Origin of the sequence: Pseudonocardia xinjiangensis, from assembly GCF_050948425.1 — a bacterium.
Taxonomy (GTDB): domain Bacteria; phylum Actinomycetota; class Actinomycetes; order Mycobacteriales; family Pseudonocardiaceae; genus Pseudonocardia; species Pseudonocardia xinjiangensis.
The window spans coordinates 1,954,052-1,976,601 of sequence record NZ_CP192009.1 but is presented as its reverse complement, the minus strand read 5'-3'; the positions used below and the strand labels follow the sequence as shown (position 1 = coordinate 1,976,601).

20 protein-coding genes are annotated in these 22,550 nt (G+C 72.5%); 7 read left to right on the top strand and 13 right to left on the bottom strand.

Annotated features, from left to right (window positions below; all coding sequences use genetic code 11):
* Positions 1-4: 4 nt before the first annotated feature.
* Positions 5-913 carry an ABC transporter ATP-binding protein gene (locus tag ACQPZA_RS09340; RefSeq protein ID WP_433279827.1) on the bottom strand — a complete coding sequence of 303 codons (909 nt, stop codon included), beginning with the start codon at positions 911-913 and terminating at the stop codon, positions 5-7.
* A 123-nt stretch (positions 914-1,036) separates the two neighbouring features.
* On the opposite strand from ACQPZA_RS09340, the gene ACQPZA_RS09335 reads away from it, so the two are divergent.
* Positions 1,037-1,858 carry a DNA-formamidopyrimidine glycosylase family protein gene (locus ACQPZA_RS09335; protein ID WP_433279826.1) on the top strand — a complete coding sequence of 274 codons (822 nt, stop codon included), beginning with the start codon at positions 1,037-1,039 and terminating at the stop codon, positions 1,856-1,858.
* Positions 1,859-2,004: 146 nt separating this feature from the next.
* On the opposite strand, the gene ACQPZA_RS09330 is transcribed toward ACQPZA_RS09335, so the two are convergent.
* The 4 genes from ACQPZA_RS09330 to rimO all read right to left on the bottom strand — a co-directional run bounded on the left by ACQPZA_RS09330 (position 2,005) and on the right by rimO (position 5,719).
* The gene (locus tag ACQPZA_RS09330; RefSeq protein WP_169399206.1) at positions 2,005-2,817 is read right to left on the bottom strand and encodes a PspA/IM30 family protein; all 813 of its coding nucleotides are present in this window, start codon (positions 2,815-2,817) and stop codon (positions 2,005-2,007) included.
* Positions 2,818-3,102: 285 nt separating this feature from the next.
* A complete protein-coding gene (locus ACQPZA_RS09325) occupies positions 3,103-3,537 on the bottom strand; it encodes a helix-turn-helix domain-containing protein (RefSeq protein WP_169399207.1) in 435 nt (144 codons plus the stop codon).
* A gap of 131 nt (positions 3,538-3,668) precedes the next feature.
* Positions 3,669-4,274, bottom strand: coding sequence for a CDP-diacylglycerol--glycerol-3-phosphate 3-phosphatidyltransferase (pgsA, locus tag ACQPZA_RS09320; protein WP_433279825.1), 606 nt, complete (start codon positions 4,272-4,274; stop codon positions 3,669-3,671).
* On the bottom strand, positions 4,271-5,719 hold the full coding sequence (gene rimO, locus ACQPZA_RS09315; RefSeq protein ID WP_433282738.1) for a 30S ribosomal protein S12 methylthiotransferase RimO: 1,449 nt from the start codon (positions 5,717-5,719) through the stop codon (positions 4,271-4,273). Before rimO ends, pgsA begins: the two co-directional genes overlap by 4 nt.
* A gap of 142 nt (positions 5,720-5,861) precedes the next feature.
* On the opposite strand from rimO, the gene ACQPZA_RS09310 reads away from it, so the two are divergent.
* Positions 5,862-6,362, top strand: coding sequence for an amino-acid N-acetyltransferase (locus ACQPZA_RS09310; protein WP_169399219.1), 501 nt, complete (start codon positions 5,862-5,864; stop codon positions 6,360-6,362).
* A 45-nt stretch (positions 6,363-6,407) separates the two neighbouring features.
* Entirely contained in the window at positions 6,408-7,259 is an 852-nt protein-coding gene (locus ACQPZA_RS09305) for a helix-turn-helix domain-containing protein (RefSeq protein ID WP_433279824.1), read from the top strand.
* A 293-nt stretch (positions 7,260-7,552) separates the two neighbouring features.
* Here ACQPZA_RS09305 and ACQPZA_RS09300 read toward each other — a convergent pair whose 3' ends face one another.
* Together ACQPZA_RS09300 and ACQPZA_RS09295 are read right to left on the bottom strand one after the other, a co-directional pair.
* On the bottom strand, positions 7,553-8,368 hold the full coding sequence (locus ACQPZA_RS09300) for a YceI family protein (protein ID WP_169399209.1): 816 nt from the start codon (positions 8,366-8,368) through the stop codon (positions 7,553-7,555).
* Between the two features lie 241 nt (positions 8,369-8,609).
* Complete coding sequence (locus ACQPZA_RS09295) at positions 8,610-11,183, bottom strand: DNA translocase FtsK 4TM domain-containing protein (RefSeq protein WP_433279823.1); 2,574 nt, start codon at positions 11,181-11,183, stop codon at positions 8,610-8,612.
* 112 nt (positions 11,184-11,295) lie between these two features.
* Between ACQPZA_RS09295 and ACQPZA_RS09290 the strand changes: the two genes are divergently transcribed.
* Entirely contained in the window at positions 11,296-11,793 is a 498-nt protein-coding gene (locus ACQPZA_RS09290) for a hypothetical protein (RefSeq protein WP_433279822.1), read from the top strand.
* Here the strand turns inward: ACQPZA_RS09290 and ACQPZA_RS09285 are convergent.
* Both ACQPZA_RS09285 and ACQPZA_RS09280 read right to left on the bottom strand, forming a co-directional pair.
* A complete protein-coding gene (locus ACQPZA_RS09285; RefSeq protein WP_433279821.1) occupies positions 11,759-12,199 on the bottom strand; it encodes a hypothetical protein in 441 nt (146 codons plus the stop codon). The genes ACQPZA_RS09290 and ACQPZA_RS09285 overlap by 35 nt on opposite strands.
* Before the next feature lie 48 nt (positions 12,200-12,247).
* Complete coding sequence (locus ACQPZA_RS09280) at positions 12,248-12,688, bottom strand: Lrp/AsnC family transcriptional regulator (protein WP_169399213.1); 441 nt, start codon at positions 12,686-12,688, stop codon at positions 12,248-12,250.
* Between the two features lie 81 nt (positions 12,689-12,769).
* On the opposite strand from ACQPZA_RS09280, the gene lat reads away from it, so the two are divergent.
* Together lat and ACQPZA_RS09270 are read left to right on the top strand one after the other, a co-directional pair.
* A complete protein-coding gene (gene lat, locus ACQPZA_RS09275) occupies positions 12,770-14,071 on the top strand; it encodes an L-lysine 6-transaminase (protein ID WP_169399214.1) in 1,302 nt (433 codons plus the stop codon).
* Positions 14,068-15,627 (top strand): aldehyde dehydrogenase family protein, encoded by a 1,560-nt coding sequence (locus ACQPZA_RS09270; RefSeq protein WP_433279820.1) that lies wholly within the window; start codon positions 14,068-14,070, stop codon positions 15,625-15,627. Before lat ends, ACQPZA_RS09270 begins: the two co-directional genes overlap by 4 nt.
* A gap of 50 nt (positions 15,628-15,677) precedes the next feature.
* Here ACQPZA_RS09270 and ACQPZA_RS09265 read toward each other — a convergent pair whose 3' ends face one another.
* From ACQPZA_RS09265 to ACQPZA_RS09255, 3 genes are read right to left on the bottom strand one after another with little or no spacing between them, the layout of a single operon-like run.
* Positions 15,678-17,042, bottom strand: a complete 1,365-nt coding sequence (locus ACQPZA_RS09265) for an NAD(P)/FAD-dependent oxidoreductase (protein WP_433279819.1) — start codon at positions 17,040-17,042, stop codon at positions 15,678-15,680.
* Positions 17,027-18,445 carry an aspartate aminotransferase family protein gene (locus tag ACQPZA_RS09260; protein ID WP_433279818.1) on the bottom strand — a complete coding sequence of 473 codons (1,419 nt, stop codon included), beginning with the start codon at positions 18,443-18,445 and terminating at the stop codon, positions 17,027-17,029. Before ACQPZA_RS09260 ends, ACQPZA_RS09265 begins: the two co-directional genes overlap by 16 nt.
* Positions 18,442-18,924: an Lrp/AsnC family transcriptional regulator gene (locus ACQPZA_RS09255; RefSeq protein WP_312859447.1), complete on the bottom strand. Its 483-nt coding sequence runs from the start codon at positions 18,922-18,924 to the stop codon at positions 18,442-18,444. The genes ACQPZA_RS09260 and ACQPZA_RS09255 overlap by 4 nt, the downstream gene beginning before the upstream one ends.
* 173 nt (positions 18,925-19,097) lie before the next feature.
* Here ACQPZA_RS09255 and ACQPZA_RS09250 point away from each other — a divergent pair, with 173 nt between their 5' ends.
* A complete protein-coding gene (locus ACQPZA_RS09250) occupies positions 19,098-20,756 on the top strand; it encodes an APC family permease (protein WP_433279817.1) in 1,659 nt (552 codons plus the stop codon).
* Between the two features lie 61 nt (positions 20,757-20,817).
* On the opposite strand, the gene ACQPZA_RS09245 is transcribed toward ACQPZA_RS09250, so the two are convergent.
* The gene (locus ACQPZA_RS09245; RefSeq protein WP_169399223.1) at positions 20,818-22,467 is read right to left on the bottom strand and encodes a ribonuclease J; all 1,650 of its coding nucleotides are present in this window, start codon (positions 22,465-22,467) and stop codon (positions 20,818-20,820) included.
* Positions 22,468-22,550 lie beyond the last annotated feature (83 nt).

The window sequence follows — 22,550 nt, the reverse complement described above, 5'->3', positions numbered from 1 at the left end:
CTCCTCAGTTCTCGGTAGAACGGCCGGTCAGGGCGACGAACGCGTCGTCGAGGGTGGGCTGCTCGAGGCGCAGGTCGATGGCCACGACCTGGTGGCGGGCCAGCGTGGACGTCACCGCGGTCAGCAGGTCTCCGCCGCCTCTGACCTCGACCTGAGGCCCGTTCCGCTGCACCGACGCCACCTCGGGCAGCTGCGTGAGCACCGCGTCCTCGAACGGGACCGACGGGCGGAACCGCAGCCGCTGGCCGTCACTGAGCCCGGCCACGAGCCCGGCCGGCGTGTCGATCGCGACCACGCGCCCCGCGTCGATCACGGCGATCCGGTCGCAGAGCCGCTCGGCCTCCTCCATGAAGTGGGTGACCAGCACGACGGTCACGCCGCCGCGGCGGAACTGTTCGATCGACTCCCAGGCGTCGCGCCGGGCCTGCGGGTCGAGCCCGGTGGTCAGCTCGTCGAGGATCGCCACCTGCGGGTTCCCCACCAGCGCCAGTGCGATCGACAGCCGCTGCCTCTGGCCTCCCGACAGGTTCCCGAACGCGGTGTCCCGCTTCGCCGCGAGACCCCAGCGTTCGAGCAGCTCGCCGGGGTCGAGCGGCGACGGGTAGAACGACGCGTAGAGCTCGAGCGCCTCCCCCACACGCAGCTTCTCCGGCAGCTCGCTCGCCTGCAGCTGGATGCCGAGCACGCGGCGCAGCGCAGCGCGGTCGCGCCCGGGATCCAGCCCGAGCACCGAGATGGAGCCGCCGTCCGGGGAGCGCAACCCCTCGATGCACTCCACGGTGGTGGTCTTCCCTGCGCCGTTGCGACCCAGGACGCCGAAGATCTCCCCCTCCTCCACGGAGAAGGAGACGTCGTGCACCGCGACCTGGTCGCGGTACCGCTTGTGCAGGTGGTCCACCTCGATGACGGGCATGAAACGATCGTGCTGCCCCGCAGGCCCGTGGAGATCGACCGTCGCGGCGGAGTACCCGGCACCCGAGGTGGACCGCCGATCCACCGATCGGTGGATCGGCGCGACCCGCGCTACCGTCGGCCCGTGCCGGAGGGCGACACCGTCTACCTCACCGGGAAGCGCCTACGCGCCGCGCTCTCCGGCGGGACGCTCCTGCGGGGCGAGCTCCGCCATCCGCAGCTCGCGGAGCACGACCTGGCCGGCCGCACCGTGCTCGACGTCGCCACCATCGGGAAACACCTGTTCACCCGCTTCGACGACGGCCGCAGCCTGCACAGCCACCTGCGCCTCGACGGGTCGTGGCACCTCTACCGGCCCGGGATGGCATGGCAGCGGCCCTCCCACCAGGCCCGCGCGGTGCTGGAGACCGCGGAGCGCACCGCCGTCGGGTTCCTGCTGCACGACCTGGAGCTCCTGCCGACCGCTGAGGAGGACCGGCTGGTCGGGCACCTCGGTCCCGACTTGCTCGACCCCGCCTGGGACGACGCGCACGCCGCGGAGGCGCTGCGCCGGTTCACCGCGCGCGGTGCGTCGGAGCTCGGGCTGGTGCTCCTGGAGCAGCGGGTGATGGCGGGCGTCGGGAACCTCTACAAGACCGAGGTGTGCTTCCTGCTCGGGCTCTCGCCGTGGACCCTCGTACGGGACGTCCCGGATGCAGCCGCGGTGATCGCGCTGGCGCGTGAGCTGCTGCTGCGCAACGCCGACCGCCCCCAGCAGTCCACCACCGGTGAGCTGGCGCGGGGGCGTCAGACCTGGGTGTTCGAGCGGGGTGGTCAGCGGTGTCGCCGCTGCGGCACGCGGATCCGCACCGCGGAGCAGGGGGACGGGGTCTACGCCCGGCTCGCCTACTGGTGCCCCCGCTGCCAGCCCGGCCCCACTCCCCCGCGCGCCCCGCGCCGCCGCTGACCCCCCTGCCCGCGAGTCGCCCGAATCCTGCCCGCGAGTCGCCCGGATTCTGCGCCCGAGTCGCCCCCTCCACGGTTCGGATCCGGCAACAACGACGCCGCCCGTCCCCTGCGGGGGCGGGCGGCGTCGGTGGTTGTGCGTGTCCGTCAGGCGGTGCCGGGCTGCTGCTGCTTGTTGGTCTGCGGCGAGGCCGGGATGGCGGCCGTGTCGCCGCCCGTGACCTCACCCGCCACCGGCGCACCGTGCAGGGACGCGCGGATCTGCTCGAGACGGCTCGCCCCGGCCATGTCGACCGTGGACTGCTGCACCTCCAGCATGCGGCCCTGCACCGAGTTCTGCGCGAGCTCCGCGGAACCGATGGCGTTGGCGTAGCGCCGCTCGATCTTGTCGCGGACCTCCTCCAGCGACGGGGTGTTGCCCGGCGCCGCGAGCTCGGTCATCGACCGCAGCGACGCCGCGGCCTGCTCCTGCATCTTCGCCTGCTCGAGCTGGCTCAGCAGCTTGGTGCGCTCGGCGATCTTCTGCTGCAGCATCATCGAGTTGCGTTCGACGGCCGTCTTGGCCTGGCCGGCAGCCTGGATCGACTGGTCGTGCAGCGTCTTGAGGTCCTCGACGGACTGCTCGGCCGTGACCAGCTGGGTGGCGAAGGCCTGCGCCGACTGCTCGTACTGCTGCGCCTTCGTCTCGTCGCCCGAGGCACGGGCCTGGTCGGCGAGCACGAGTGCCTGCCGGGCCGACGCCTGCAGCTTCTCGATCTCTCCGAGCTGCCGGTTGAGCTTCATCTCCAGCTGACGCTGGTTGCCGATCACCGCGGCCGCCTGCTGGGACAGCGCCTGATGCTGCCGCTGAGCGTCCTCGATGGCCTGCTGGATCTGCACCTTGGGGTCGGCGTACTCGTCGACCTTGGACGAGAACAGCGCCATCAGGTACTTCCAGGCCTTCGTGAAACCGTTGGCCATCTGCTCCGCCCTCCGAGTGCGACGCCGCTCGTCGCTGCATGTCGTTGTCCGGGCCGTCCGGCATGTCCGCCGGTGCGCCGGTTCCCATCGTGGCATCGGACCGGCCCGGCTTCCACCGCTCGCCGACGATATCGGGGATCATCCGGAGGTCGCCGTCGGGGCGACCCGGAGGTCAGGCTACCGCTCGGACGCTCCGCACGGTGACGACGACGTGCAGATACGTATCGGCACCCGCCGGAGTGACGGGTGCCGATGACGTGGGCGGTGGAGCAGGCGGCGGCTGGGTCAGGCGGCGGCGCACACCGCGTCGACCGGCTTCAGCGCCACGGGCTGCGGGGCGGGCTGCGGAACGGGATGACGCGGGGCGACCGGCGTGATCGGCGCCAGCGGCATCGCGGACGGGTCGTCCGTGGCCCCGGCGATCCGGAGGTCCATGTGGCGCAGGCCGACGGGGCGGCGCAGCGGCACGGCGTCGGCGGCCAGCGCGTCGGCGGCCATGGCCTCCGCGGCCTCGGTGAGCAGATCGTGCAGCGCGATGTCGAGTGCGTCGCAGATGGCGGCGAGGAGCTCGCTGGAGGGTTCCTTGCGGCCGCGCTCCACCTCGGACAGGTAACCGAGGCTCACCCGCGCCCGGCGCGAGACGTCCCGGAGGGTCCGCCTGCGCGCCGTACGAGCACGCCGCAGACTGCCGCCGATCGCCTCCCGCATCAGCACCGCCATGCGACCCTCCTCGTCGTCCGCCGGCCAAGGTGGACACCGCGCCGGTGAGATCACCGTACCGATTCCAGACCCGCGGCGTCGCCGGACGCGGCGGCCGGTCGCGTCCGCCCACGGCGAACACGACGCGTGGGTCAGCGCTCGGGAAGCGCCGCGGCGGCCGCGGAGCGCAGCCGCATCGCCCGCAGCACGTAGTCGAGCCCGGTGACGACGGTCAGCAGGATGGCCACCGCGAGCACCGACCATCTCAGCTTGTCGACGACGTCGGCCGCTCCCAGCAGCTCGAGCGGGAGCAGGTACAGCCCGATCGCCAGCGCCTGCGCCAGCGTCTTGGCCTTGCCGCCGCGACTGGCCGGGATGATGCCGTGGCGCAGCACCCAGAACCGCAGCACCGTCACACCGATCTCCCTGGCCATGATCACGATGGTGACCACCCACGGCACCAGCCCGATCACCGACAGCCCGATCAGGGCCGCCCCCGTGAGCGCCTTGTCGGCGATCGGGTCGGCGATCGTGCCGAACGCGGTGACGAGGCCCCGGCGCCGCGCCAGCTCACCGTCGTACCGGTCGGTGATCGCGGCGAGCGCGAACACACCGAACGCCGCGAGCCGCCATTCCGTGCTCGTGCCGTCGTCGACGAGCAGCACGACGACGAACACCGGCACCAGCGCCAGCCGGACGCCGGTCAGCACGTTGGCGATGTTCAGCAGCGGCGGCGGGCCCGCGGGTGCAGAACTCACCCGGACTCCCGCGCGGCGGCGCCCACAGCGGTGCCTTGCAGGTCGCTGCGGGGCAGCAGCTCGCGGGGGGACACGACGAGGTCGGTGCCCTCGGTGCCGACGACGACCGCGCGCACCATGTCGCCGACCGCCAGCCCGGACCCGCGCTCGAAGACGCACTCGCCGTCGACCTCGGGTGCCTGGTGCGCCGCGCGGCCGGTGCACTCGAAGTCCTCGTCCTCCTCCGCCTCGACGAGCACCTCGACCTCCGTGCCGACGCGGTCCTCCGCGCGCTGGGCCATGAGCTCGTCGACCAGCGCGCTGATCCGGGAGACGCGCGCGAGGACCTCCTCGGGAGGCAGCTTGCCGTCGTAGGTCTCCGCCTCCGTACCGTCCTCGTCGGAGTAGCCGAACACCCCGACCGCATCGAGCCTCGCCCCGACGAGGAATGCCTCCAGCTCCGCGAGGTCGTCCTCCGTCTCGCCGGGGAAGCCGACGATCACGTTGCTGCGGATCCCGGCCTCGGGAGCGAGGGCGCGGATACGGGCGCAGAGGTCGAGGAAGTCCTCCCGCGACCCGAACCGGCGCATTCGCCGCAGCACCGCCGGGCTCGCGTGCTGGAACGACAGGTCGAAGTAGGGCGCGACGCCCGGCGTGGTCGCGATGACCCGCAGCAGGTCGGGACGGACCTCGGCGGGCTGCAGGTAGCTGAGGCGGACGCGGTCGACGCCCGGCACGTGGGCCAGCCGCGGCAGGAGCTGCACCAACGCGCGCGTGCCGCCGGGCAGGTCCTTGCCGTAGGACGTGGAGTTCTCGCTGACGAGGACGAGCTCGCGCACCCCCTGCATCCCGAGCCACGCGGCCTCCGCCACCACGTCGTCCGGCGGCCGGGAGACGAACGAGCCGCGGAACGACGGGATCGCGCAGAACGCGCAGCGGCGGTCGCAGCCGGACGCCAGCTTCACCGGCGCGACCGGGCCGTCGGACAGGCGCGTGCGCGCGAGGTTGGGCAGCCAGGCGTGCCCGGGCACGGCGACGTCGACCGCGGCCGCCGGGCGCTCGACCGGCGAGATCGGCAGCAGCGTGCGCCGGTCGACCGGCACGTGCGGGGCGGGCGCGTGGCCGCCGATGACGTCGGAGAGGCGCTCGGCGAGGTCGGGATAGGCGTCGAAGCCGAGCACGGCATCGGCCTCGGGCAGGCTCTCGGCCAGCTCGGCGCCGTACCGCTCGGCCAGGCACCCGACCGCCACGACCTTCGCGCCGCTCGCCTTCGCGGCGTCCGAGGCGGCCAGGAGGGTGTCGATCGAGTCCTTCTTCGCCTGCTCCACGAAACCGCAGGTGTTGACGACGATCACGTCCGGTGAGTCGTCGCCGTCGGCGGTGACCAGCTCCCAGCCGGAGCCCTCCAGCCGGCCGGCGAGCTCCTCGGAGTCGACCTCGTTGCGGGCACAGCCCAGGGTCAGCAGGGCGGCACGGCGTGGAGCGACCGGGGAGCGCTCGTCGTCTCGCCGCGGAGCGTCAGCGGAGCGGGCCTCGACGCTGCGGGTTTCTGGCACGGGCACCAGGGTATCCGCCATCGGTGATCTAGTCTGACCCGTCGTGGCAACGATGGCCGTACGGCGGGCCAGAACCGCCGACGTGACGACGATCAAGCAGCTCGTGGACTCCTACGCGGGACGTCTGCTGCTCGCCAAGGAAACCGTCACCCTGTACGAGTCGGTGCAGGAGTTCGTGGTCGCCGAGCTCGACGGCGAGGTCGTCGGCTGCGGCGCCCTGCACGTCCTGTGGGAGGACCTCGGCGAGATCCGCACGGTGGCGGTGCATCCCCACGTCGTGGGCCGTGGGGTGGGGCACGCCATCGTCAGCGCGCTCATCGCCAACGCGCGCGAGCTCGGCCTGCGCCGGCTGTTCGTGCTGACGTTCGAGAAGCAGTTCTTCGCCCACCACGGGTTCGCCGAGATCGACGGCACCCCCGTCGAGCCGGACGTCTTCGCGGCGATGCTGCGCTCCTACGACGCCGGCGTGGCCGAGTTCCTCGACCTCGCGCACGTGAAGCCCAACACACTGGGCAACGTGCGGATGCTCCTGCAGCTTCCCGCAGGCCCCTGACGGTTTCCGGCCGCCGTTGTCGGACGGGGCCGGTAGCCTGCGGGAATGGCCGCACCGGTCAGCGACCCGGAGCTCGTCCCCGTCCCGGCCGCGTGGCAGATGCACGGGCGCAGGCCGGCCGCTGCGCTCCGCCCGTACGTCAGCGCGTACACCGGCTACCGGATGGACGCCGCACCGCGGTCGGTCCATCTGGGGGTGCCGTCGCCGCATCTCACGTTCGTGCTGTGTCTCGACGGGAAGGTCGAGATGCTCGCCAACGCCGACCCGGGCAAGCCGCCCGGCGCGTTCGCCGCGATGGTCGCCGGCCTCCACACCCGGCCGGCCCGGATTGCCCAGGGCGACCCGCAGACCGGCCTGCAGCTGCGGCTCACCTGGCGGGGAGCCCGCGCGCTGCTCGGGGTGCCCGCCGGGGAGCTCGCCGGTGACGTCGTGGATCTCGAGGCGCTGCTCGGACGACGCGCCGGCACGCTGCTGGCCCGGCTCGCCGCCGCACCCGGGTGGCCGGAGCGCTTCGCGCTTCTCGACGCCGAGTTCGCGGCGCTCGCCGGCCGGGGGCGCGGTGCATCCGGCGTGCTCCCCGAGGTCGGCTACGCCTGGGACCGGCTGGAGGAGACGGGCGGCAACCTGCGCATCGCCGACCTGGCGCGCGAGGTCGGCTGGAGCCGCCGGTACCTGGCGGAGAAGTTCCGCCAGGAGACCGGCCTCGCCCCCAAGGCGGCGGCCCGGGTGATGCGGTTCGAGAGGGCCTGCGACCTGCTGCTGGGTCCCCGCCGGCCCGCTCTCGCCCGGGCCGCGGGCGACACCGGCTACGTCGACCAGGCCCACCTGTCCCGCGACTTCCGCGAGCTCGCGGGCACCACCGCCACGGCCTGGCTCGCCGAACGCCGGCACGCCTGACCCCCGCCGCCCCGCGAGTCGCCCGATCCAGGTCCGCGCGTCGCCCCGTTTCCGCGCGCGAGTCGCCCGAGCCGGTGCGGGAGTCGCGGAGCAGGGACCCGCGATCAGCCCGTACGGCCCGGGGGACGCGCGGGACCGCCACGGGCGGCAACTCACCGACGGCATCCGGGCGACTCGCGCACGCGATTCGGGTGACTCGCGCGCCCGTACCGGGCGACTCGCGGAACCGGGACGGGCGACTCGCGCGCGGGATCCGGGCGGCTCGCGGGAGGGTCAGCGCTGGTCAGCGCTGGTCAGCGCTGCTGCAGGATGCCCTGGATGTCGAGGCTGATCTGGATCGTCGAGCCCACGACCGGCACCCCGCGGGCCAGGATCTGCTGCCAGTTCACGGTGAAATGCTCCCGGTGCAGCTCGGTGGTGGCGGTGCAGCCCGCGCGCATCCCGTTCCATTCCTGCATGCCGAGGTAGGTGGCATCGAGCTGAACGTCGCTGGTCATCCCGTGGAGGGTGAGCTCTCCGTCGATCAGCCAGCGGTTGCCGCCGGGGCGGGAGAAGCGGTGGCTGGTGAAGTGCAGCTTGGGGAAGCGGGCGACGTCGAGGAAGTCGGCCGAACGCAGGTGCGCATCCCGCTTCTCGGCGTTGGTGAAGACGCTCGCGGCGTCGATCAGCACCTCCACCTGGGAGTCCTCGAAGCGCGGGGCGATGTAGATCTGTCCGGCGAACTCCATGAACTGGCCGTACACCCTCGACATCGCGATGTGGCGGGCGATGAACCGGATGGCCGAGTGCTCGGGGTCGATCTCGTAGAGCCCGGAGGTGGGGACGGTGAGTGTCTCGTCGGGCACGAGGGTGAGCTTGCCGAGTGCGTTGTGGGTGCCCCACTCGACCTCGGTGCGTTCGTGGAAGCTCTGGTAGCCGCCCGCCTCGGCCCGGATCCGGTAGGAGCCGGGCATCACGGCCGCCGCGAAGAACCCGTAGACGTCGGTCTCCGACCACGCGACCCGCTTGTTGCTCCGGTCGAAGATCGAGACATCAGCTCCCGGGAGGGGTTTCCCCTCGCTGTCGCGCACCTCGCCGCTCACGAGGCCGCCGGTGAGCGGGATCGGCATGAGAGCCTGCCGACCCCCGGTGACCTGCTTCTTTTCTCTCCGGCGACGACCGGTCCAGAACATGCCCCGGATACCTTCCCGATGTGTTGCCGCTCAGCCGGAATCGACCGATCGGGCACACTCTGGCACGCTCTGTGATGACGCAACGACCGGCCCCTCCCCTGCTCACCCGATCGGGACATGCCGATCGATTCGGCGGGTGGCGCCGTCTCCTACGGTGAGCGGACGGACCGGTGAGCCGTCAGTCCTCGGAGTCGTCGGGCTCCGGACCGCCGCCGCCGCGCATCAGCCAGAGCACGCTCTCGAGCTCGTCGGGCTTGATCAGCACGTCCCGGGCCTTCGACCCCTCGGACGGCCCGACCACACCTCGCGACTCGAGCAGGTCCATGAGCCGCCCCGCCTTCGCGAACCCCACCCGGAGCTTGCGCTGCAGCATCGAGGTGGACCCGAACTGGGACGTGACCACCAGCTCGGCGGCCTGCACCAGGAGGTCGAGGTCGTCGCCGATGTCGGGGTCGACCTCCTTGGCCTCGCCCGCCTTCTGGACGGTGACCCCTTCGGTGTAGGTCGGCTCGGCCTGCTCCTTGACGAACGTGACGACCGAGGAGATCTCCTCGTCGCCGACGAACGCGCCCTGCATGCGGGTGGGTTTCCCGGCTCCCATCGGCAGGTAGAGGCCGTCGCCCATGCCGATGAGCTTCTCGGCGCCCGGCTGGTCGAGGATGACGCGCGAGTCGGTGAGCGACGAGGTGGCGAACGCCAGCCGCGACGGCACGTTGGTCTTGATCAGGCCCGTGACGACGTCCACCGAGGGCCGCTGCGTGGCGAGCACCAGGTGGATGCCCGCGGCCCTGGCCTTCTGCGTGATGCGCACGACCGCGTCCTCGACGTCGCGTGGCGCTGTCATCATGAGGTCGGCCAGCTCGTCGACGATGCAGAGGATGTACGGGTAGGGCCGGTACTCCCGCTCGCTGCCCAGCGGCGCGGTGATCTCGCCGGAGCGCACCTTGCGGTTGAAGTCGTCGACGTGGCGGACCTTGTTGGCCTGCATGTCCTGGTAGCGCTGCTCCATCTCCTCCACCAGCCAGGCGAGCGCTGAGGCCGCCTTCTTCGGCTGGGTGATGATGGGCGTGATCAGGTGCGGGATGCCTTCGTAGGGGGTGAGCTCGACCATCTTGGGGTCGATGAGGATCATCCGGACCTCGTCCGGTGTGGCCCGCGAGAGCAGCGACACGAGCATCGAGTTGACGAAGCTCGACTTTCCGGAGCCGGTGGAGCCGGCCACCAGCAGGTGCGGCATCTTCGCCAGGTTGGCCGTGAGGAAGTGGCCCTCGATGTCCTTGCCCAGGCCGATGACCAGCGGGTGCTGTTCGGCGCGCGCGTTGCCGCTGCGCAGCACGTCACCGAGGCGGACCATCTCCCGGTCGGTGTTGGGCACCTCGATGCCGACGGCGGACTTGCCGGGGATCGGCGCCAGGATCCGCACGTTGTCGGTGGCGACCGCGTAGGAGATGTTCTTGGTGAGCTGGGTGATCTTCTCGACCTTGACCGCCGGGCCGAGCTCGATCTCGTAGCGGGTGACCGTCGGGCCGCGGGTGAAGCCGGTGACCTGCGCGTCCACCGAGAACTGGTCGAGCACGCCGGTGATCGACTCGATCATCGCGTCGTTCGCGCTGCTGCGGGTCTTGGCGACCGGCCCGGTGGGCAGCAGGTCGCTGGGCGGCAGGACGTAGGTGCCCTCGCCCTCGCTCGGGGAGACGGTGAGGCGCAGCTGCTCGCCGACGGGGCCGTCGGGCTCGGGCTCGGCCGGGGGCGTGGCCGGCACGGTGGCCGGTGGCCTGCGCTTCGGGCGCGGAGCAGGCGCCTCCTCGGGAGCCTCGGCGAACTCGACTCTCGCGACGGAGTCGTCGGGGGCCGCGTCCTCGACCCGCGACGCCTGGCGCCGCCGGGAGGGGCGCCGCAGTGCGACGGGGGGCGTCTCGATGACGGGGTCGGCGGCGTCCAGCTCGCCGGCGTCGGTGAGGGCCTCGTCGGGAACCTGGCCACCCACCCGGCGGAGGCGCTCGGGCACCTCCCGCACGGGGGTGCCGGTGAGCACCAGCAGCGCGTACCCGGACAGCAGCACGAGCACGGGCACCGCGACCCACGCCGTCAGGCCGGTGGCGAGCGGCGTGGCGGCCAGGTAGCCCAGCGCCCCCCCGCCGTCGACCCAGAGCCCCGGCGCGTCGGGGCGCCCCGCGGCGAGGTGTACGAGCCCGAGCACGCCGAGGGTCAGCAGCAGGGAACCGACGGCGACCCGTGGCCGTGCCTCCGGGTGCGGCCGCGTGGCCATCAACGCGATGCCGGCCAGCGCCAGCAGCACGGGCAGCACCGTGGATCCGAGCCCGATGACGTACCCGACGGCGGCGGACAACCCGCGGCCGACCGGGCCACCGGCCCCCCACCAGATGCCCGCGGCGCTCACCACGGCCAGCACGAGGAGGACGACGCCGAGCCCGTCGCGGCGGTGGGCGGGGTCGAGCTCGCGGGTGCGCCCGATCGTGCGGCCTGCCGAACGGCCGAGCCGGGCGATGCCCCTGCCGACGGCGTCGAGACCACGGTCGAGCAGGTCGGGACCGCGGCGGGGCGGCGGCTTCCGGGGGGCCGGGCGCCGGCCGGAACCGGACGGACGGCGCGCCGTGGAGCGGGCCGGCTCACGCACGGCGGCCTTGCGGGCAGCGGGTTTGCGGCCGCCCGCCGCCCGGGACGACGACGCAGCCCGGGACGACGACGCCGCGGTGCTCCTGCCGCCGCCTGCGGTGGTCCGTCCTGCCATGTCCCCACGGTATCCGGAACGACGCCCCTGTCCGGTGACCGACACCCGCCGGTCGCGTCCGGTGCGGACGCCCCCGCACAGAGTGTCGGGGGTCACTGGGAGGGTGATCCACGTGACGGACCACGGCGCGCACGCGTTCGACTTCATCCACGGCTCATGGCGGGTGCACAACACGAAGCTCCGCGACAACACCGATCCGCGCTGCGAGGAGTGGGTGGAGTTCGATGCCAGCAGCGAGGTGTTCCCGGTGCTGCGCGGCGTCGGGCACGTCGACCGCATGGACGTCCCGGACCCACCCGACGGCGACCCGTTCGAGGGCTTCACCCTGCGGCTGTTCGATCCGGTGGCGGCCACCTGGAGCATCTGGTGGAGCTCCAGCCGCAGGCCGGGGCACCTCGACCCGCCGATGGTGGGGTCGTTCGTGGGCGACCAGGGCGTGTTCCTCGCCGACGACGTCGTCGGCGGCCACGCGGTCACGGTGCGCTTCGAGTGGCTCGCCGGGGCCTCCCCCCGGTGGCAGCAGTCCTTCTCCTACGACGGCGGGCAGTCCTGGAAGGTCAACTGGGTGATGGACTTCAGCCGGCGACCGGGCGTTGCCGGCGGGAGGTGAGGGCGTCCAGCACGAGCCCGGTGCCGATGCCCAGCAGCCAGACGTCCTTGGCGATCGCCAGGCCCTGCTGGGTGGGGCGCACGCTGCCTTCCTCGCGCAGTCCGGGGGTGCGCAGGTACAGCCCCACCAGGCCGGCGGAGAACGCGGTCAGGGCCGCCCCGGCCAGTAGCGTGGGCACCACGGGCAGCAGGAGTGCGGCGCCCACACTGATCTCGGTCAGGGCGAGCCCGCGGAGGAACAGCGGCGGGTCGACCTTCTTGACCATCGGGTAGCTGCCGCCTGCCATGCCGTGCAGTGCGCCCGCGGTCTGCTCGTCGGCTCTCCATTTCTGCAGTCCGGAGTCGAGGATGAACGCTCCCGCAGACGTCCGGAGCGGGAGCCTGCGGAGGATCGAGGCCACGGTCATGGCTGCTCCTGGGTTCGGGGCTGTGGCCCAGGGACTACCCCGAAACGGTCAGGAGTACCGGGTGAGCACCACCCACGTGGTGGTGCGCACGGTCTCGCGCCAGCCCGAGATCCGGTCCAGCACCGCGTCGAGCTCTCCCGCGCCGGGCGCCGACACCAGCACGATGAGGTCGAACTCCCCGGTCACCGTCTCGATCTCGGACACTCCGGGCAGCTCGCGGAGCCGCTGCACGTACCCGGCGACGTCGGGCGTCCGGATCACGAGCCCGACGCGGGCCCGGTGTGCGGCGGCGTCCCCCGGCAGCACCACGTCCGCGCGGTAGCCGCGGATCACCCCGGCGCGCTCGAGGCGTTGCACGCGGGCGAGCACGGCCGTGCGGGACAGCCCGATGCTGCGCCCCAGCTCCGCCATCGGGGCGCGCCCGTCAGCGGCCAGCAGCATCAGCAGTCGGCGGTCCAGGTCGTCGATCTGACGATCCGTCGGCGTCACGGCCGACATGGTGGCACTTCGCCGGGCAATACCGACGCTCGGCTGGCTGCGCCGTCAGGATCGCGTCAAGACACTGGACGCATGCCCGAGACCGTCACTCCCGAGCACGTGCACGACACCCTGCGTCGCCACCTCCTGGTGGACGGCTTCGACCTCGTCCTGGACACCCGGGAGAGCCGGGGTTCCTGGATCGTCGACGCGCGGGACGGGACGCGCCACCTCGACCTGTTCAGCTTCTTCGCCTCGGCGCCGCTGGGCATGAACCACCCGGCGCTCACCGGAGACCCGGCGTTCCTGGCCGAGCTCACCCAGGTGGCGGTCAACAAGCCCTCGAACTCGGACATCTACACCACGCACATGGCGTCGTTCGTGGAGACGTTCAGCCGCGTGCTCGGTGACCCCGCGCTGCCGCACCTGTTCCTGGTCGAGGGCGGGGCACTCGCCGTGGAGAACGCGTTGAAGACCGCGTTCGACTGGAAGCAGCAGCACAACGCCCTGCACGGGCGCCCCGAGACGCTCGGCACGAAGGTGCTGCACCTGCGCAAGGCCTTCCACGGCCGCAGCGGCTACACGCTCTCGCTCACCAACACCGACCCGGTGAAGACCGCCCGCTTCCCGACGTTCGACTGGCCGCGGATCGACGTGCCGGCGATCCGGTTCCCGATGGACGTCGCGCAGGTGCAGGCGGCCGAGGACCGCGCGCTGGCGCAGGCCAGGGCCGCGTTCGAGGCGAACCCGCACGACATCGCGTGCTTCATCGCCGAGCCGATCCAGGGCGAGGGCGGCGACAACCACCTGCGCCCGCAGTTCCTGCAGGCGATGCAGGCGTTGTGCCGGGAGTTCGACGCCCTGTTCGTGCTGGACGAGGTGCAGACCGGCTGCGGGATGACCGGCACGGCCTGGGCCTACCAGCAGCTCGACGTCCAGCCCGACATCGTGGCGTTCGGCAAGAAGCTGCAGGTCTGCGGGATCATGGCGGGCGGCCGGGTGGACGAGGTGCCCGGCAACGTGTTCCGGGTGTCGTCGCGGATCAACTCGACGTGGGGCGGCGGGCTCACCGACATGGTCCGCTCGCGGCGCTACCTCGAGGTGATCGAGGCCGAGGGGCTGGTGGACCGGGCCGCGGTGCTCGGTAAGCGGCTGCTGGATGATCTGCGTGCCGTCGACGGGATCGACAACGTGCGCGGCCGCGGGCTGTTCGTCGCCTTCGACCTGCCCTCCCCGCAGGCCCGGGCCGCCGCGCTGCAGAAGCTGCACCGTGACGAGAAGGTGCTGGTGCTCGGCGGTGGCGAGCGGTCGATCCGGCTGCGGCCCGCCCTGACGATCGGCGAGGACGAGCTCGCGCTGGCCGTCGGCGCGATCAGCCGGGCGGTGGCGGCATGACCGGACCGCGCAGCATCGGTTCGTTCGTCGAGGGCAAGTGGCGCGACGAGGCCCCGGGCGGGCGCCTCGCCTCGGTGGACCCGTCGCGCGGCGACACGGTGGCCGAGGCGCTGCTCGGCGACGCCGGGACGTTCGTCGAGGCGTGCCGGGCCGCCCGCGCGGCCCAGCGCGCCTGGGCCGCCACCCCGGCCCCCGTGCGGGGGCGGGTGGTCGAGCAGATCGGCCGCCTCGTCGAGGCCAACGCCGAGGCGCTGGCCGCCCTCGTCACCCGGGAGATCGGCAAGCCGCTGGCCGAGGCCAGGGGCGAGGTGCAGGAGGTGGTCGACACCTGCACGTTCTTCGCCGGGGAGGGCCGACGGCTCTACGGGCAGACCGTCCCCAGCGAGATGCCCGACAAGCAGCTCTTCACGTTCCGCGTGCCCATCGGCGTCGCGGCGATCGTGACGGCGGGCAACTTCCCGGTGGCGGTGCCGTCCTGGTATCTCGTGCCCGCGCTGCTCTGCGGCAACGCCGTGGTGTGGAAGCCCGCCGAGTACACCCCGGCCATCGCGGAGGCGTTCACCGAGCTGTTCGTGCGCGGCGGGCTCCCCGACGGCGTGCTGAACACGGTGCTGACCGACGGGCCCGCCACGTTCGAGGGGCTCGAGACGGCGCTCGACGCCGGGCTGGTCGACAAGATCGGGTTCACCGGCTCGTCGGCGGTGGGCGTGCGGATCGGCGAGCTCGCCGGGCGGCACCTGCAGAACCCGTGCCTGGAGCTGGGCGGGAAGAACCCGCTGGTGGTGATGCCGGACGCCGACCTCGACCTCGCCGTGGAGGGCGCCCTGTTCTCCGGGTTCGGCACAGCCGGGCAGCGCTGCACCTCACTGGGCACGGTCGTGGTGCACGAGAGCGTGCACGACGAGTTCCTGCGCCGCTTCGACACCGCCGTGCGCGCCGCCGTGATCGGCGACCCGACCCGGGACGAGGTCCTCTACGGGCCGATGATCTCCACGCGCTTCCTGCAGAGCTTCGAGCGCCACCTCGACCTCGTGCGCCCGCACCACACCCTGCACGGCTCCACCGGCACCGGGAGGATCACCGCGGCCAACCCGCGGGAGGGCTTCGTGGGCGACGCGGCGGCGGGCCTCTACGCCCACCCCACGGTCGTCGACGGCGTGCAGGCCGACGACGAGCTCTACCGCACCGAGACGTTCGGGCCGATCGTCGGCGTCGCCGCGTTCGGCACGTTCGACGAGGCGGTGGAGCTGGCCAACGGGCACGGCTACGGGCTCTCGGCGTCGATCTACACCTCCACGCCGGTGCACGCGTTCCGGTTCCGCGAGCGGGTGAGCGCGGGGATGGTGAGCGTCAACAACTCGACCTCCGGCGCGGAGGCGCACCTGCCGTTCGGCGGCAACGGTCGCTCCGGCAACGGCAGCCGGCAGTCGGGGGTGTGGGTGCTCGACCAGTTCACCCGCTGGCAGTCGATGAACTGGGACTTCGCGGGCAAGCTGCAGAAGGCCCAGATGGACACCGCGCAGCTTCCGGCGGACGTCGGTTTCCGTCTGCCGTGACCCCGGGGGTCGGGTGCGGGTGCTGCGGCACCCGCACCCGCACCGGGGGATCAGCCACCAAGGGCGCGGGACAGCGAGGCAGCAACCACGCTGGGTCTCCGGGTGAGGCGTTCCTCCCCGTCGGCCAGGGTCATCAGGCGCAGCCCCGCGTTCACCAGCAGCCAGCGCAGGGGCTCGGGCTCCCAGCGCCGTGAACGGTGCCCCACCCACGGCAGTCTGGTGAGCGGGTCGTCGCGGCCGAGGATCAGCGCGGCCAGGGTGGCGCCGGCCAGGTGGGACGTGGCCACGCCGTCACCGACGTAGCCACCCGCCCAGCCTGCGCCGTCCGGGGTGAGGCCGACGCCCGCGTGCCAGTCGCGCGGTATGCCCAACGGGCCGCCCCAGGCGTGGGTGAAGTCGTCCGGCCGCAGCGCCGGGAACAGGTCGACCGCCGCCGCCCGCAGCCCGGCGAACACCCGCGGATCACGGTCGAACGCCGGCCGGATCTGCGAGCGCCAGTGGTACGGGGCCCCGCGGCCGCCGAAGACGAGCCGGTCGTCGGCGGTGCGCTGGCCGTAGACGATGAGGTGGCGGTGGTCGGTGAAGGTCTGGCCGCCGGCGAGCCCGGCCACGTCCCAGAAGGACGCGGGCAGCGGCCGGGTGGCGACGATCAACGAGTACACCGGGGCGACCGAGCGCGCCGCGAGCCCGGCGCTCCACGCCTCCGTGGCGCGCACGGTGGCGCGCGCCCGGACCACCCCCCGGTCGGTCTCGACCTGCCGTGGCCCGATCGACAGTGCCGTGGTGCCCTCCGCGATGCAGCCGCCCCGGCGCTCGACGGCCCGGGCCAGCCCGCGGGCGAGACGCGCCGGCTGGATGCGCGCGCAGTGCGGGGTGACCGTGGCACCCAGGACGTCCGACGCGCCCACCAGCGCGGTCGCCTCCGTGGCCCCGACCAGTGCGATCTCGTCGGCTCCCGACTCGGCGGCCTCGGCCCGGGCGCGGACGAGCTGGGCCGGCGTGCGCGCGAGAGCCACCGTGCCGCCCTTGCGCCAGTCACAGGCGATGCCCTCCTCGGCCACCACCGCACCCACGTCGTCGACGGTGGCGCGCATCGCCGCCCGCATGGCGGGCGCGGCCGCGGCGCCGTGCCGCCGGGTGAGGGCGGCGGCGCTCGCCGGGAACAGCGCCGAGCACCAGCCGCCGTTTCGCCCGCTCGCCCCGAACCCCGCCACCTCGCGTTCGACCACGACGACACGCAGGCCGGGGTCACCGCGCAGCAGGCGGTACGCGGTCCAGAGGCCGGTGTACCCGGCCCCGACGACGCAGACGTCGGCCTCGGTGTCGCCGGAGAGCGGGGGCCGGGGCGTGAGCGGGTCGCCGTCGGCGACGACCTGCTCGTGCCACAGCGACAGTGAGCTCAGAGTCGGGCCCACGCCTCCGTCAGCACCCCCCGCAGGATGCCCTCGATCTCGTCGAACTCCGCGGGACCCGCGACGAGCGGCGGGGCCAGCTGGATGACGGGGTCGCCACGGTCGTCCGCCCGGCAGTAGAGCCCGGCCTCGAACAGGGCCCTGGAGAGGAACCCGCGCAGCAGGCGCTCGCTCTCTTCCGCGTCGAACGTCTCCTTGGTGCCCTTGTCCTTCACCAGCTCGATGCCGAAGAAGAACCCCTCCCCGCGTACGTCGCCGACGATCGGCAGGTCGAGCAGCTTCTCGAGCGTCGCCCGGAACACCGGGGACTGCGCCCGCACGTGGTCGTTGAGCCCCTCCCGCTCGAAGATGTCGAGGTTCGCCATCCCCACCGCCGCCGAGACGGGATGGCCGCCGAAGGTGTAGCCGTGCAGGAAGGACGTGGTGCCCGAGCGGAACGGCTCGAACAGCCGGTCGCTCGCGATCATCGCGCCGATCGGCGAGTAGCCCGAGGTCATCCCCTTCGCGCAGGTGATGATGTCGGGGACGTAGCCGAAGTCGTCGCAGGCGAACATGCTGCCGATCCGCCCGAACGCGCAGATCACCTCGTCGGACACGAGCAGGACGTCGTGGGTGTCGCAGATCTCGCGCAGCCGCTCGAAGTAGCCGGGCGGCGGCGGGAAGCAGCCACCCGCGTTCTGCACCGGCTCGACGAACACCGCGGCGACGGTGTCGGCGCCCTCGGCGAGGATCGCCTCCTCGACGCGGTCGGCGGCCCACCGGCCGAACGCCTTGAGGTCCCCGCCGACGTGGCTCGGCGCCCGGTAGGCGTTGGTGTTGGGCACCTTGAACGCCCCGGGGACGAGCGGCTCGTAGGGGATGCGCAGGTCGGGCACGCCGGTGATCGCGAGCGCTCCCTGGGGGGTGCCGTGGTAGGCGATCGAGCGGCTGATCACCTTGTGCTTGGTGGGCTTGCCGACGAGCTTGAAGTACTGCTTCGCGAGCTTCCACGCGCTCTCGACGGCCTCGCCGCCGCCGGTGGTGAAGAAGACCCGGTTGAGGTCCCCCGGCGCGTACGCCGCGAGCCGCTCGGCGAGGTCGATCGCGCCCGGGTGGGCGTAGGACCAGATCGGGAAGTACGCCAGCTCCGACGCCTGCCGCGCCGCCGCCTCGGCCAGCTCACGACGGCCGTGGCCCGCCTGCACGACGAAGAGGCCGGCGAGCCCGTCGAGGTACTCGCGGCCCGCGGCGTCCCAGACCCGGCAGCCCTCGCCGCGCACCATGATCGGGACCTGCCCGCCCTCCTCGTAGGTGGAGTGGCGGGTGAAGTGCATCCACAGGTGGTCGCGCGCGGCCTCGACGCGGTCGGTGCCCCGGGGCGTGCGGCCCGGCTCGGTACTCGTGACGGTTTCGGGTGTCGTGGTCAACGGGTTCCCCAGTTGTAATGCTGCTTGCGCAGCTTCATGTAGACGAACGTCTCGGTGCTGCGGACGCCGGGCAACGCCCGGATCCGCCTGCCGACCAGCTCCAGGAGGTGCTCGTCGTCCTCACAGACCGCTTCCGCCAGCACGTCGAAGCTGCCGGCGGTGATCACCACGTAGTCGACCTCCGGCATCGCGGCCAGCGCGTCGGCCAGCTCGACGACGTCGCCGTCCGCACGCACCCCGACCATCGCCTGGCGGCGGAAGCCGAGCTGGAGCGGGTCGGTGACCGCGACGATCTGGATCACGCCCGCCTCCTGCAGGCGGGCCACCCGCTGCCGGACGGCGGCCTCGGAGAGGCCCACGCTGCGGGCGATCGTGGCGTAGGGCCGCCTGCCGTCCTCCTGGAGCTGCTCGACGATCGCCTTGCCGACGTCGTCGAGCAACGCATGGACGGCGGAGTGCGGCTCCGGGGTGGTGACCACGATCCTGAGCGTAGACGCCCGATCCCCACTTCGGAACGGAATCAGTTGATGATCAACAGGTGCAACACGGATTTCATCGCGTTGATCAAAGACGGTATCGAAATCCGTCGTCGGCAGCGTTAAGGTCCGCCGTGCGTCACAGCGCGTGACACGTCGGCCGACCGGAGGATTCGATGAGTACAGAGGCAACGCCACCGGTGACAGCGCCCGACGGCTCGGCGCCCGGCGCAAAAGGCCTGCAGGGCGGCGCCCTCGGCCTCGTGTCCAGCGTCGTGATCGGGCTGGCGTCCACAGCCCCCGCCTACAGTCTCGCCGCCAGCCTCGGTCTCATCGTGGTGCTGGCTGGTGAGAAGGCGCCGTCGATCATGCTGCTGGCGTTCGTCCCGATGTACCTGATCGCCGTGGCCTACCGGGAGCTCAACCGCGCCGAGCCCGACTGCGGCACCACGTTCACCTGGGCCGGGCGCGCCTTCGGGCCGTGGATGGGCTGGATGGGCGGCTGGGGCATCATCGCCGCGGACGTCATCGTGATGGCCAACCTCGCCCAGATCGCAGGCCAGTACTCGTTCCTGCTGGTGGGCGCCGACTCGCTGGCCGCGAGCACGCTGTGGACGACCGTCGCGGGCGTCGTGTGGATCGCGGTGATGACCTACATCTGCTACCGAGGCATCGAGGTCTCGGCGCGGCTGCAGTACGCGCTGCTCGGCATCGAGCTCGTGGTGCTCGCGGCGTTCGCCGTGGTGGCACTGGTCAAGGTCTACTCCGGAGACGCCCCGGAGGGCTCCATCGTCCCGAGTCTCGCGTGGCTGTGGCCGAGCGGCATGGACCTGTCCGACCTCGTCGACGCCGTGCTGATCGCCGTGTTCCTGTACTGGGGCTGGGACACCGCCGTCGCCGTCAACGAGGAGAGCGACGACCCGGGACGCACCCCGGGACGCGCCGCGGTGCTGTCCACCCTGCTGCTGCTGGTCACCTACGCACTGGTGTCGGTGGCCACCGTCGCCTTCGCGGGCACCGGCACCGAGGGCATCGGGCTGGGCAACCCGGAGAACTCCGACGACGTGTTCGCCGCGATCGGCCCGGCCGTGTTCGGCGAGAGCGGCCTCGGCCACTTCTTCGTCGTCCTGCTGATCATCTCGGTGCTCACGTCGTCGGCCGCGTCCACCCAGACGACGATCCTGCCGACGGCCCGCGCCGCGCTGTCCATGGGCGCCTACCGGGCGATCCCGCGGCGCTTCGCCGGCATCCACCCGCGCTACCTGACCCCGGGCTACGCCACCTGGGCCATGGGCATCGCGTCGATCGTGTTCTACGTCGGGCTCACGCTGATCAGCGAGAACGTGCTGGCCGACTCGATCTCCGCCGTCGGCCTGCTGATCGCCTTCTACTACGGGCTCACCGGTTTCGCCTGCGTCTGGTACTACCGCAGGCAGCTGCACGGGCGGGACCTGTGGGTGAAGGGGGTGCTGCCCGGCCTCGGCGGCGTGATGCTGCTCGTGGCGTTCGTGCTCTCCAGCATCGACTACGCCGCGGCGGACGCCGGCGCCACCACGGTCTTCGGCATCGGCGGGGTGTTCCTGATCGGCATCGGGGCGCTGCTGCTCGGCGCCGTGCTGATGCTGATCTACAGCCGGGTGGCACCGCCGTTCTTCCGCGGGGAGACCCTGCAGCCCGGCACCGCCGACCTGCTGATCGGTGCGGACGACCCCGTGCCCCACGTCCGGCTGCCCGACTCCGGCGACATGTCCACCGTGATCGCTCCCGACCGCTCCAACCTGCCGCCCGGTCAGGAGCCCCACGAACCGCGCCGCGGCGGGCCCAGCGGGGACTGACGGAGCCCTGCCACCGCGCCGACCCGGAACGGGCCGGCGCGGCGGCAGGCCGTGCTGTCGGTCAGACCGCGATGACCGTGGGCACGATCATCGGACGCCTGCGGTAGGTCTCGCCCACCCACTTGCCCACCACGCGGCGCACCGACTGCGCGATGCGGTGGGTGTCGGTGATGCCCTCGGACTCGGTGCGGGACAGCTCGTCCTCCACCAGCGGCAGCACCGCGTCCAGTGCCTTGGGGTCGTCGGAGAACCCGCGGCCCGACAGGGTCGGGCGCGACACGGCGCGGCCCGTGGTGGAGTCGACCGCCACCGTGATGGAGATGAACCCGCCCTCGCCCAGCACGAGCCGGTCGCCGAGGGTGCTCTCGCCGATGTCGCCGACGGCGAGCCCGTCGACGTACACACGGCCCACCTCGACGCGCCCCGTGATCGACGCCTTGCCGTCGACGAGGTCGACCACCACGCCGTCCTCCGCGAGCACCACGGAGTCCTCCGGCACGCCGGTCCTCGTGGCCAGCGCGGCGTTGGCCCGCAGGTGGCGCCACTCGCCGTGCACCGGCATCACGTTGCTCGGCCGCACCGCGTTGTAGAGGAAGAGCAGTTCCCCGGCGGGCGAGTGCCCCGAGACGTGCACCTTCGCGGTGCCCTGGTGCACGACCTTGGCCCCCAGCCGGGTGAGCCCGTTGATCACGCCGAACACCGCGGTCTCGTTGCCCGGGATCAGCGAGCTGGCCAGGATGATCGTGTCCTCCGGCCGGATGCGGACCGAGCGGTGGTCGCCGCGCGCCATCCGCGCGAGCGCCGACAGCGGCTCGCCCTGCGACCCGGTGGAGACGATCACCAGCTGGTCGTCGGGCAGCTCCATCGCATCGTCGATCTCGACGAGCAGACCCTCGGGCACCGTGAGGAAGCCCAGCTCGGCGGCCAGGCCCATGTTGCGCACCATGGACCGCCCGACCAGGCACACCTTCCGCTTGTGGGCGACGGCGGCGTCGAGCACCTGCTGCACGCGGTGCACGTGGCTCGCGAAACAGGCGAGGATGATCCGCGCGGGCGAGTTGTGGAACACCCCGTCGAGCACCGGGCCGATCTCGCGCTCGGCGATCACGAACCCCGGGACGTCGGCGTTCGTGGAGTCCACCAGGAACAGGTCGACGCCCTCGTCGCCGAGCCGGGAGAACCCGGCCAGGTCGGTGAGCCTCCCGTCGAGCGGGAGCTGGTCGAGCTTGATGTCGCCCGTGTGCAGCACCAGACCCGCCGGCGTGCGGATCGCGACGGCCAGCGCGTCCGGGATCGAGTGGTTGACCGCGAAGTACTCGCAGTCGAACGACCCGTGCCGCAGCCTGGTCCCCTCCTTCACCTCGAGGAGGTGGGGCGTCAGCCGGTGCTCCTTGCACTTGGCGGCCACCAGCGCGAGCGTGAACCGCGACCCGACGATGAGCAGGTCGGGCCGCTGGCGCAGCAGGAACGGCACCGCGCCGATGTGGTCCTCGTGACCGTGGGTCAGCACCAGGGCGTCGATGTCGTCGAGGCGGTCCTCGATCGCCCGGAAGTCGGGCAGGATCAGGTCGACGCCGGGTGAGTCCTCGGCAGGGAAGAGCACGCCGCAGTCGACGACGAGCAGCCTGCCCTCGTACTCGAACACGGTCATGTTGCGGCCGATCTCACCGATCCCGCCGAGCGCGACCACCCGCAAGGCGCCCTCGGGCAGGGGCGGCGGGGGGCCGGCGGGGAGCTCGGCCGGGTTGACCTCCTCGGGCGGAGCCGGAACGGGTCGGCCTTGGTCACGCCGGG